Here is an 11,761-nt window from a genome sequence, read left to right on the forward strand (position 1 = left end):
TTTTTACAAGGAGAGAGTAAATGACTACTGAAAAATTATCACCTGGTATGCAACAGTATGTGGATATCAAAAAACAATATCCAGATGCTTTTTTGCTTTTTCGTATGGGTGATTTTTATGAGTTGTTTTATGAAGATGCAGTCAATGCTGCACAGATACTAGAAATCTCACTAACCAGTCGCAATAAAAATGCTGAAAATCCGATTCCCATGGCTGGAGTTCCTTATCATTCTGCCCAACAGTACATCGATGTCCTCGTTGAGCGTGGCTACAAGGTTGCCATCGCCGAGCAGATGGAAGATCCTAAGCAGGCTGTTGGTGTTGTTAAGCGCGAGGTTGTTCAGGTCATTACACCAGGAACAGTGGTTGATAGTAGTAAGCCAGATAGTCACAATAACTTTTTAGTGGCTATTGATCGTGAAGGTTCCCAGTATGGACTAGCCTATATGGACCTAGTGACAGGTGATTTCTATGTAACGGGATTATCAGATTTCTCTCTAGTCTGTGGTGAAATCCGTAACCTAAAGGCCAGAGAAGTGGTGATTGGTTACAACTTGTCTGAAGCAGAAGAACAGATTCTCAGTTGTCAAATGAATCTAGTGCTTTCCTATGAACAAGAAACATATGAAGACGTTCATCTGTTGGATTCAAGATTGGCAACTGTTGAAGGAGCAGCTAGTGGGAAACTTCTTCAGTATGTTCATCGGACGCAGATGCGAGAGTTGAATCACTTAAAACCTGTTATTCGTTATGAAATCAAAGATTTCTTGCAGATGGATTTTGCGACCAAGGCTAGTCTTGATTTGGTTGAAAATGCTCGCTCAGGTAAGAAACAAGGCAGTCTGTTCTGGTTGCTAGATGAAACTAAAACTGCTATGGGTATGCGTCTTCTACGTTCTTGGATTCAACGCCCTTTGATTGATAAGGACCGTATCCTTGAACGTCAGGAGGTTGTGCAAGTCTTTCTGGATTATTTCTTTGAGCGCAGTGATTTAACAGAAAGCCTTAAGGGAGTCTACGATATCGAACGTCTGGCTAGCCGAGTATCTTTTGGGAAAAGTAATCCTAAAGACCTCTTGCAATTAGCGACTACCTTGGGAAGTGTTCCGCGAATTCGCGCCATTTTAGAAGGAATGGAGCAACCAGCTCTAGCTTATCTGATTGAACAACTAGATGCTATCCCAGAGTTGGAAAATCTCATTAGTGCAGCCATTGCTCCTGAGGCACCTCACGTGATTACCGAAGGTGGTATTATCCGAACAGGCTTTGATGATACCTTGGATAAATACCGTCGTGTGCTGAGAGAAGGGACCAGCTGGATTGCTGAGATTGAAGCCAAGGAAAGAGAAAACTCTGGCATCAATACTCTCAAGATTGACTACAATAAAAAAGATGGCTACTATTTCCATGTAACCAACTCGCAGCTAGGTAACGTACCAGCTCACTTTTTCCGCAAGGCTACGCTGAAAAACTCTGAGCGATTTGGGACAGAGGAATTGGCGCGTATCGAGGGAGAAATGTTAGAGGCGCGTGAGAAATCAGCAAACCTAGAGTACGAAATCTTTATGCGTATTCGTGAGGAGGTTGGCAAGTATATCCAACGCCTACAGGCTCTGGCTCAAGGAATCGCTACTGTCGATGTCTTGCAAGGCTTGGCAGTAGTTGCAGAAAAACAACATCTCATTCGACCAGAGTTTGGACAAGAGTCGCGGATTGATATCCAGAATGGTCGTCACGCAGTTGTTGAAAAGGTCATGGGAGCTCAGACCTATATTCCCAATAGTATCCAGATGGATGAAGATACTAGCATTCAACTAATTACAGGTCCGAACATGAGCGGGAAGTCAACCTACATGCGTCAACTAGCCATTACGGCGGTTATGGCTCAGATGGGTTCTTATGTCCCTGCAGAAAGTGCTCGTTTGCCAATTTTTGATTCAATTTTTACCCGTATCGGGGCGGCAGATGACTTGGTTTCAGGTCAATCTACCTTTATGGTAGAGATGATGGAAGCTAACAATGCCATTAGTCATGCGACAAAGGATTCATTGATTCTTTTTGATGAGCTTGGTCGAGGAACCGCAACTTATGATGGTATGGCTCTAGCTCAGTCTATTATCGAGTACATCCATGAGCATATTGGTGCCAAGACTCTTTTTGCCACGCACTACCATGAATTAACCAGTCTGGAAGCTAGTCTTGAACATCTAGTAAATGTACACGTGGCTACGCTTGAGCAAAATGGTCAGGTCACTTTCCTTCATAAGATTGAACCAGGTCCAGCAGACAAATCGTACGGTATTCACGTTGCTAAGATTGCAGGATTGCCAGCAGACTTGCTAAAAAGAGCGGATGCGATTCTAACTCAACTAGAGAGCCAAGGCCAGGAAAATCCAATTTCTATCAATCAAAGGAATGTTGTCAATGAGCAAATGTCTCTCTTTGATGAAAAAGAAGAAAATCCTATCCTAGCAGAGTTGGCCCAAGTAGATGTGTACAATATGACACCGATGCAAGCCATGAATCTCTTATTAGAGCTAAAACAAAAATTATAAGCAAAAACCCACTCCGTTTTGTGAGTGGGTTTTTAGGTCTTATTTTTTCTGAGCTAATAGTTGGTTGATGTGGGCAACCTTCTTTGATTCTCTTTTGTAGAGAATCGTCCAGATGATGAGGTAGACGATGGCAAACTCTGGGATGAGTTGAAGGATGAAAGTCCAGTGAAGAGGGAACCAGCCTGCTAGGATTGCTAGAGGTACAAAACCTAGCAACATAAGGAAGAAATGAGTGACAGTCGCACGAAGAAGGCTCCAATCTTGAGCGAATAGACGGCTACCAAAACTAAAGAGGATTCCAATCGCTGCCCAGATAAGTGTACAGTAGAGCAAAACTAGAGCACCGTGAACCTGATGACTAGTCATGAGTTGACCAATCAAAGAGTTGGGGCTGAGAGGTTCGTAGCTACTTGGTGAGTAGATAAAAGAAAAGATAATAGATAGGATGAGGCCGATGAGGATACCGGTTGTGGCATCGTGAAATACTTGTTTTTTCATAGTTCTAATTTCTCCTTAATAGTTTTGAGGTAACGGCGAGATGAGTAGGTAAAACTTTCGTTTTTAAGATAAATTTCAATCAAGCCGTTAGAGGTTAGTTTTAGATGACTAATTGCATCAATGTTGACAATTTCCGATTGGGAAATTTGGATAAAGGAAGCAGGTAGAATTTCACTTGCTTGGTAGAGACGAATGTCAAGTGCATAGGTTTGGCTATCCGTTTCGGCCAGAACCTTACGATTTTCAATGTATACACGCTGAATCTTGCTAATCTGAATCAAGTAGACCTGGTCTTGGTATTTTCCTTTAAGAGTTTCTTTTTGTTCAAGATTTTGTACAAAGTCCTGAACCTTTTGAATTTTTGAAGACAAGGCAGGTGCTTCTATGATGATTTGCTCTTCGGTGTATTGCTGATCAATATCAAGTCTGAGTTTCATAATTTCTCCTTTATAAAGTTGTAATAGAGATCTCTTACTTACAAATCTATTAAACACCATTTTGTCGACAAATACAAGAAGGTCTGTCTATGTGGTCGGTTGAAGAGTCTATCTGGTAGGTGACCGTTTTCAAAGAGATTTTAGAGCAAAGAAGTCAAAAAATAAGAAGAAATATATTGACAAAAATAGAAAAAACGTGGTACAATGTTAGACGGTACTTTTTACTTTTGGTCTCTCAAGAGTGTACAGGGACGTGCTGACAAATGTTGCAAAAGTACACACAGATGATAGCTGTCACCAAGTGTATCATCACCAAAAATAAAAAAACACAGGAGAATGTAGATGCCTACAATTAACCAATTGGTTCGCAAACCGCGTAAATCAAAAGTAGAAAAATCTAAATCACCAGCTTTGAACGTTGGTTACAACAGTCATAAAAAAGTTCAAACAAACGTTTCTTCACCACAAAAACGTGGTGTAGCAACTCGTGTTGGAACTATGACACCTAAAAAACCTAACTCTGCCCTTCGTAAATTTGCTCGTGTACGTTTGAGCAACCTTATCGAAGTTACTGCTTACATCCCAGGTATCGGACACAACTTGCAAGAGCACAGCGTGGTGCTTCTTCGTGGTGGACGTGTAAAAGACCTTCCAGGGGTACGTTACCATATCGTCCGTGGTGCACTTGATACTGCAGGTGTTAACGATCGTAAACAAGGCCGTTCTAAATACGGTACTAAACGTCCAAAAGCATAAGGAAAGGGGATAAAGAGAAATGAGTCGTAAAAATAGAGCTCCAAAACGTGAAGTATTGCCAGATCCGCTTTACAATTCACAATTAGTTACTCGTCTTATCAACCGCGTTATGCTTGATGGTAAACGTGGTACAGCTGCTTCAATCGTTTACGGTGCTTTTGAGCAAATCAAAGAAGCTACTGGTAACGATGCACTTGAAGTATTTGAAACAGCTATGGAAAACATCATGCCTGTACTTGAAGTACGTGCACGTCGTGTTGGTGGATCTAACTACCAAGTCCCAGTTGAAGTTCGTCCAGAACGTCGTACAACACTTGGACTTCGTTGGTTGGTAACAATCGCTCGCCTTCGTGGTGAACACACAATGCAAGACCGTCTTGCAAAAGAAATCTTGGATGCTGCTAACAACACTGGTGCAGCAGTTAAGAAACGTGAAGACACTCACCGTATGGCTGAAGCTAACCGTGCCTTCGCACACTTCCGTTGGTAATAAAATGATACCAAGAGCGGCAAAGGCCCAAGGCAAAAATAGGAAACTGATGCAGTGTTCCGTGAACACAAAGCAGTTTATCTTTTTTGCACCGGGCCTCGCTCGGGTTCAAATCAGTTAACTTGAGCTTTTAGCCCGGGTTCAATTGATCTCAAATCGGCTAATTAACTTTAGCCCGAGTACAATTCAACTTCCCATCTCACAAGTTGAAACCAACTAAACAAGATAAACATTGAGAACGGGTGGGTCCTGCCTATCCGTTTTTATTGAAATCGTGTTATAATAGAATAGAAATAAAAAATATAGGAGAAACAAACCTCATGGCACGCGAATTTTCACTTGAAAAAACTCGTAATATCGGTATCATGGCCCACGTCGATGCTGGTAAAACAACTACAACTGAGCGTATTCTTTACTACACTGGTAAAATCCACAAAATCGGTGAAACTCACGAAGGTGCGTCTCAAATGGACTGGATGGAGCAAGAGCAAGAACGTGGTATCACTATCACATCTGCTGCTACAACAGCTCAATGGAACAACCACCGCGTAAACATCATCGACACACCAGGACACGTGGACTTCACAATCGAAGTACAACGTTCTCTTCGTGTATTGGACGGTGCGGTTACAGTTCTTGACTCACAATCAGGTGTTGAGCCTCAAACTGAAACAGTTTGGCGTCAAGCAACTGAGTACGGAGTTCCACGTATCGTATTTGCCAACAAAATGGACAAAATCGGTGCTGACTTCCTTTACTCAGTAAGCACACTTCACGATCGTCTTCAAGCAAATGCACACCCAATTCAATTGCCAATCGGTGCTGAAGATGACTTCCGCGGAATCATCGACTTGATCAAGATGAAAGCTGAAATCTATACTAACGACCTTGGTACAGATATCCTTGAAGAAGATATTCCAGCTGAATACCTTGACCAAGCTCAAGAATACCGTGAAAAATTGATCGAAGCAGTTGCTGAAACTGACGAAGAATTGATGATGAAATACCTCGAAGGTGAAGAAATCACTAACGAAGAATTGAAAGCTGGTATCCGTAAAGCGACTATCAACGTTGAATTCTACCCAGTACTTTGTGGTTCTGCCTTCAAGAACAAGGGTGTTCAATTGATGCTTGATGCGGTTATCGACTACCTTCCAAGCCCACTTGATATCCCTGCAATCAAAGGTATCAACCCAGATACTGAAGAAGAAGAAACTCGTCCTGCATCTGATGAAGAGCCATTTGCAGCTCTTGCCTTCAAGATCATGACTGACCCATTCGTAGGTCGTTTGACATTCTTCCGTGTTTACTCAGGTGTTCTTCAATCAGGTTCATACGTATTGAACACTTCTAAAGGTAAACGTGAACGTATCGGACGTATCCTTCAAATGCACGCTAACAGCCGTCAAGAAATCGACACTGTTTACTCAGGTGATATCGCTGCTGCCGTTGGTTTGAAAGACACTACAACTGGTGACTCATTGACAGATGAAAAAGCTAAGATCATCCTTGAGTCAATCAACGTTCCAGAACCAGTTATCCAATTGATGGTTGAACCAAAATCTAAAGCAGACCAAGACAAGATGGGTATCGCCCTTCAAAAATTGGCTGAAGAAGATCCAACATTCCGCGTTGAAACTAACGTTGAAACTGGTGAAACAGTTATCTCTGGTATGGGTGAGCTTCACCTTGACGTCCTTGTTGACCGTATGCGTCGTGAGTTCAAAGTTGAAGCGAACGTAGGTGCTCCTCAAGTATCTTACCGTGAAACATTCCGCGCTTCTACTCAAGCACGTGGATTCTTCAAACGTCAGTCTGGTGGTAAAGGTCAATTCGGTGATGTATGGATTGAATTTACTCCAAACGAAGAAGGTAAAGGATTCGAATTCGAAAACGCAATCGTCGGTGGTGTGGTTCCTCGTGAATTTATCCCAGCGGTTGAAAAAGGTTTGGTAGAATCTATGGCTAACGGTGTTCTTGCTGGTTACCCAATGGTTGACGTTAAAGCTAAGCTTTACGATGGTTCATACCACGATGTCGACTCATCTGAAACTGCCTTCAAGATCGCTGCATCTCTTGCACTTAAAGAAGCTGCTAAGACTGCACAACCAGCTATCCTTGAGCCAATGATGCTTGTAACAATCACTGTTCCAGAAGAAAACCTTGGTGATGTTATGGGTCACGTAACTGCTCGTCGTGGACGTGTAGATGGTATGGAAGCTCACGGTAACAGTCAAATCGTTCGTGCTTACGTTCCACTTGCTGAAATGTTTGGTTACGCAACAGTTCTTCGTTCTGCATCACAAGGACGTGGTACATTCATGATGGTATTCGACCACTACGAAGATGTACCTAAGTCAGTACAAGAAGAAATCATTAAGAAAAACAAAGGTGAAGAATAATTCACCGTCACTTTAAAAGAAGTCACTTTGTGGCTTCTTTTTCTGTTTGGTAGAAATAGCTAAAATTGCCTCAAATATGGTAAAATATAAGGAGTATATTGTGAGGAAAATGGATGTCAACCACTTTTGAAATTTTAATGAATCAGTTGGGAATTCCCGCTGAGATAAGAAATCATGAGGCCTTCTCCCAGGCTGAAATTGAACAAGTTATTGTACACAAGCAAAGTAACATTTGGGAGTTTCGTTTTGTCTTTGAGAATATTCTGCCCTTTGAACTCTTTTTAGCATTGAAGAAGGGATTGAAAGAAGAATTTTCAAAAACAGGAAATCAAGCGACTTTCGAGATTAAAACGAAAAATCAAGATTTTTCAAGAGAGCTTTTACAGGCCTACTATCGGGAGGCTTTTTCAGCTGGCCCTTGTTCTAGTCAAGGCTTTCGAACCATGTATCAGGATTTTCAGGTTCGATTTGAAAATGATCAGTTGATTATTGAGGCCTCTGAAGCAGCAGATACAGAGCATTTCAGAAAAAACCATTTGCCAAATCTTAGCAAACAACTTGAGCTCTTTGGTTTTCCTAAGTTTAAATGCCATTTAGAGAAAAATGAAGATTTGACAAAGGAAGAGCAGGAAGCTTTCCATTCTGAAAATCAAATGATTGTTCAGGCTGCCAATGATGAGACCCTTCGAGCTATGGAACAGTTAGAACAGATGGCACCGCCTCCTCCAGTTGAGGACAAGTCTGTCTTTGATTTCCAAGCCAAGAAGGCAGCTGCTAAGCCTAAACTCGATAAGGCAGAGGTAACTCCAATGATTGAGGTCAATACCGAAGAAAATCGACTGGTTTTTGAAGGGGTTGTCTTTGATGTGGAGCATAAAGTGACTAGAACGGGTCGTGTCTTGATTAATTTTAAGATGACGGACTATACGTCTAGTTTCTCCATGCAAAAATGGGTCCGAAACGAAGAAGAAGCTCAGAAGTTTGATATCATTAAGAAAAATTCTTGGCTTCGTGTTCGTGGAAATGTCGAGGTCAATAATTTCACACGAGACTTGACCATGAATGTGCAAGATGTACAGGAAGTTGTCCACTATGAACGGAAGGACTTGATGCCAGAAGGTGAGCGTCGCGTTGAGTTTCATGCCCATACCAACATGTCGACTATGGATGCTCTTCCTGAGGTTGAGGAAATCGTTGGAACAGCAGCAAAATGGGGCCACAAAGCAGTGGCAATCACAGACCACGGCAATGTTCAGTCTTTCCCTCATGGTTATAAGGCCGCCAAGAAAGCTGGTATTCAGCTCATTTATGGGATGGAAGCCAATATCGTAGAAGACCGTGTTCCTATCGTCTACAACGAAGTGGAGATGGATCTTTCTGAAGCTACCTATGTAGTCTTTGACGTGGAAACGACTGGTCTATCTGCTATCTATAATGATTTGATTCAGGTAGCGGCTTCCAAGATGTATAAGGGCAATATCATTGCTGAATTTGATGAATTTATCAATCCAGGGCATCCCTTGTCAGCCTTTACTACGGAATTAACAGGGATTACGGATGATCATGTAAAAAATGCCAAACCCTTGGTTCAAGTTCTGAAAGAATTCCAAGAATTCTGTAAGGATACCGTTCTTGTAGCCCATAATGCAAGCTTTGACGTTGGTTTTATGAATGCCAACTATGAGCGTCACGGTCTTCCAAAAATTACTCAACCTGTCATCGATACGCTAGAGTTCGCTAGAAATCTCTATCCAGAGTACAAACGCCATGGTTTGGGCCCCTTGACCAAACGTTTTGGTGTAGCTTTAGAACACCACCATATGGCCAACTATGATGCGGAAGCAACTGGCCGTCTGCTCTTTATCTTTATCAAAGAAGTTGCAGAAAAGCATGGTGTGACGGACTTAGCACGATTAAATCTTGATTTAATCAGTCCGGATTCTTATAAGAAAGCTCGTGTCAAGCATGCGACAATCTATGTGAAAAATCAAGTGGGCTTGAAAAATATTTTTAAGCTGGTTTCTCTCTCAAATACCCAGTATTTTGAAGGAGTTCCACGGATTCCACGTACGGTACTAGATGCCCATCGAGAAGGTTTGATCTTAGGTTCAGCCTGTACGGAAGGGGAAGTCTTTGATGCAGTCGTATCACAAGGTGTAGATGCGGCAGTCGAAGTAGCCAAATACTATGACTTTATCGAGGTTATGCCTCCGGCTATCTATGCACCTCTGATTGCCAAAGAGCAGGTCAAGGATATGGAGGAGCTTCAGACCATTATCAAGAGCTTGATTGAGGTCGGAGACCGTCTCGGTAAGCCAGTTCTTGCGACAGGAAATGTCCACTATATCGAATCTGAGGATGAAATTTATCGGGAAATCATCGTGCGAAGTCTCGGTCAGGGTGCCATGATTAACCGAACGATCGGTCATGGAGAAGCTGCTCAACCAGCTCCGCTACCAAAGGCACATTTTAGAACAACCAATGAAATGTTGGATGAGTTTGCCTTTCTAGGGGAAGACTTGGCTCGCAAGATTGTCATTGAAAATACCAATGCCTTGGCAGAGATCTTTGAGCCTGTTGAGGTCGTTAAAGGTGATTTGTATACACCTTTCATTGACAAGGCTGAGGAAACGGTCGCCGAGTTAACCTATAAAAAAGCTTTTGAAATCTATGGAAATCCACTCCCTGATATCGTTGATTTACGGATTGAAAAGGAACTAACCTCTATCTTGGGGAATGGGTTCGCCGTGATTTATCTGGCTTCGCAAATGCTAGTGCAGCGCTCCAATGAACGAGGCTATTTGGTCGGTTCCCGTGGGTCTGTTGGATCCAGTTTCGTTGCGACCATGATTGGAATTACCGAGGTCAATCCTCTCTCTCCTCACTATGTCTGTGGTCAGTGTCAGTACAGTGAATTTATCACGGATGGTTCCTACGGTTCAGGCTTTGATATGCCAGATAAAGACTGTCCAAACTGTGGCCACAAGCTCAGCAAGAATGGACAGGATATTCCTTTCGAGACCTTCCTTGGTTTTGATGGGGATAAGGTACCTGATATCGATTTGAACTTCTCTGGTGAGGATCAACCAAGCGCCCACTTGGATGTTCGTGATATCTTTGGTGAGGAATATGCCTTCCGTGCAGGGACGGTTGGTACGGTGGCTGCCAAGACAGCCTATGGATTTGTCAAGGGTTACGAGCGTGACTATGGCAAATTCTACCGAGAAGCCGAAGTTGAGCGCCTAGCCCAAGGAGCTGCTGGTGTTAAACGTACGACCGGTCAGCACCCAGGAGGAATCGTTGTTATCCCTAATTATATGGATGTCTATGACTTCACTCCAGTACAGTATCCTGCAGATGATGTCACTGCTGAATGGCAGACCACTCACTTTAACTTCCACGATATCGATGAGAACGTCCTCAAACTCGATGTCCTGGGTCATGATGATCCGACCATGATTCGGAAACTTCAGGACTTATCAGGCATTGATCCAAATGATATTCCGATGGATGATCCTGATGTCATGGCTCTCTTTTCGGGCACAGATATCCTTGGAGTGACACCTGAACAAATCGGTACCTCAACTGGTATGCTTGGTATTCCAGAGTTTGGAACTAACTTTGTTCGAGGGATGGTTGATGAAACTCATCCGACGACCTTTGCGGAGTTGCTTCAGCTTTCTGGTTTGTCTCACGGGACAGACGTTTGGTTAGGAAATGCTCAGGACTTGATTAAGGCAGAGATTGCGGACCTTTCAACCGTTATCGGATGTCGGGATGACATCATGGTTTACCTCATGCACGCTGGTCTAGATCCAAAGATGGCCTTTACCATCATGGAGCGAGTGCGTAAGGGCTTGTGGCTTAAAATCTCAGAAGAAGAGCGCAATGGTTATATCGAAGCCATGAAGGCCAATAATGTGCCTGAGTGGTATATCGAATCTTGTGGAAAAATCAAGTACATGTTCCCTAAAGCCCATGCGGCAGCCTACGTTATGATGGCCCTTCGTGTGGCCTACTTCAAGGTTCACCACCCGATTTATTATTATTGTGCTTACTTCTCCATCCGTGCTAAGGCCTTTGATATTAAGACCATGGGTGCAGGCTTGGATGCTATCAAACGTAAGATGCAAGAAATTGCTGAAAAGCGTAAGAACAATGAAGCTTCCAACGTAGAAATTGACCTCTACACAACACTTGAAATCGTCAATGAGATGTGGGAACGTGGCTTCAAATTTGGGAAATTGGACCTCTATCGCAGTGATGCGACTGAATTTATCATCGATGGAGATACTCTCATCCCACCGTTTGTCGCTATGGATGGACTGGGAGAGAACGTTGCCAAGCAATTGGTTCGTGCCCGTCAAGAGGGAGAATTCCTCTCTAAAACAGAACTCCGCAAGCGTGGAGGACTCTCATCAACCTTGGTTGAAAAAATGGATGAAATGGGCATTCTCGGCAATATGCCAGAGGATAATCAGTTGAGCTTGTTTGATGATTTGTTTTAATAAGGCAGATTATTCTAAATTTTACAGAGATGTTTGATAATTAAAAAATAACAGGACAGTAAACAATCCTGTTATTTTTTAATTATAAGCATAAATATACAATGGTTATAGATTA

7 protein-coding genes are annotated in these 11,761 nt (G+C 42.7%); 5 read left to right on the top strand and 2 right to left on the bottom strand.

Annotation, left to right across the window (positions count from 1 at the left end; translation table 11 throughout):
* The first annotated feature begins 20 nt into the window (after positions 1-20).
* Entirely contained in the window at positions 21-2,555 is a 2,535-nt protein-coding gene (mutS, locus tag O3643_RS05275; RefSeq protein WP_371500346.1) for a DNA mismatch repair protein MutS, read from the top strand.
* 39 nt (positions 2,556-2,594) lie between these two features.
* On the opposite strand, the gene O3643_RS05280 is transcribed toward mutS, so the two are convergent.
* Together O3643_RS05280 and O3643_RS05285 are read right to left on the bottom strand one after the other, a co-directional pair.
* Positions 2,595-3,053, bottom strand: coding sequence for a DUF3021 domain-containing protein (locus tag O3643_RS05280; RefSeq protein ID WP_314944299.1), 459 nt, complete (start codon positions 3,051-3,053; stop codon positions 2,595-2,597).
* Positions 3,050-3,490 (bottom strand): LytTR family DNA-binding domain-containing protein, encoded by a 441-nt coding sequence (locus tag O3643_RS05285; protein ID WP_070678704.1) that lies wholly within the window; start codon positions 3,488-3,490, stop codon positions 3,050-3,052. Before O3643_RS05285 ends, O3643_RS05280 begins: the two co-directional genes overlap by 4 nt.
* A gap of 342 nt (positions 3,491-3,832) precedes the next feature.
* Here O3643_RS05285 and rpsL point away from each other — a divergent pair, with 342 nt between their 5' ends.
* The 4 genes from rpsL (at position 3,833) to O3643_RS05305 (ending at position 11,646) form a co-directional block, all read left to right on the top strand.
* Positions 3,833-4,246 (top strand): 30S ribosomal protein S12, encoded by a 414-nt coding sequence (rpsL, locus tag O3643_RS05290; RefSeq protein WP_001142332.1) that lies wholly within the window; start codon positions 3,833-3,835, stop codon positions 4,244-4,246.
* A 19-nt stretch (positions 4,247-4,265) separates the two neighbouring features.
* The gene (gene rpsG, locus O3643_RS05295) at positions 4,266-4,736 is read left to right on the top strand and encodes a 30S ribosomal protein S7 (protein WP_004250722.1); all 471 of its coding nucleotides are present in this window, start codon (positions 4,266-4,268) and stop codon (positions 4,734-4,736) included.
* 320 nt (positions 4,737-5,056) lie between these two features.
* Complete coding sequence (fusA, locus tag O3643_RS05300) at positions 5,057-7,138, top strand: elongation factor G (RefSeq protein WP_070678707.1); 2,082 nt, start codon at positions 5,057-5,059, stop codon at positions 7,136-7,138.
* A 113-nt stretch (positions 7,139-7,251) separates the two neighbouring features.
* The gene (locus tag O3643_RS05305; RefSeq protein ID WP_371500350.1) at positions 7,252-11,646 is read left to right on the top strand and encodes a PolC-type DNA polymerase III; all 4,395 of its coding nucleotides are present in this window, start codon (positions 7,252-7,254) and stop codon (positions 11,644-11,646) included.
* The last annotated feature ends 115 nt before the right edge of the window (positions 11,647-11,761 follow it).

The sequence above is a fragment of the Streptococcus sp. 20925_1_44 genome, from assembly GCF_041432435.1.
Classification (GTDB): domain Bacteria; phylum Bacillota; class Bacilli; order Lactobacillales; family Streptococcaceae; genus Streptococcus; species Streptococcus infantis.

Coding starts and splice junctions, on each gene's coding strand:
- mutS (WP_371500346.1), top strand. CDS start 21: ATGACTACTGAAAAATTATCACCTGGTATGCAACAGTATGTGGATATC.
- O3643_RS05280 (WP_314944299.1), bottom strand. CDS start 3,053: ATGAAAAAACAAGTATTTCACGATGCCACAACCGGTATCCTCATCGGC.
- O3643_RS05285 (WP_070678704.1), bottom strand. CDS start 3,490: ATGAAACTCAGACTTGATATTGATCAGCAATACACCGAAGAGCAAATC.
- rpsL (WP_001142332.1), top strand. CDS start 3,833: ATGCCTACAATTAACCAATTGGTTCGCAAACCGCGTAAATCAAAAGTA.
- rpsG (WP_004250722.1), top strand. CDS start 4,266: ATGAGTCGTAAAAATAGAGCTCCAAAACGTGAAGTATTGCCAGATCCG.
- fusA (WP_070678707.1), top strand. CDS start 5,057: ATGGCACGCGAATTTTCACTTGAAAAAACTCGTAATATCGGTATCATG.
- O3643_RS05305 (WP_371500350.1), top strand. CDS start 7,252: ATGTCAACCACTTTTGAAATTTTAATGAATCAGTTGGGAATTCCCGCT.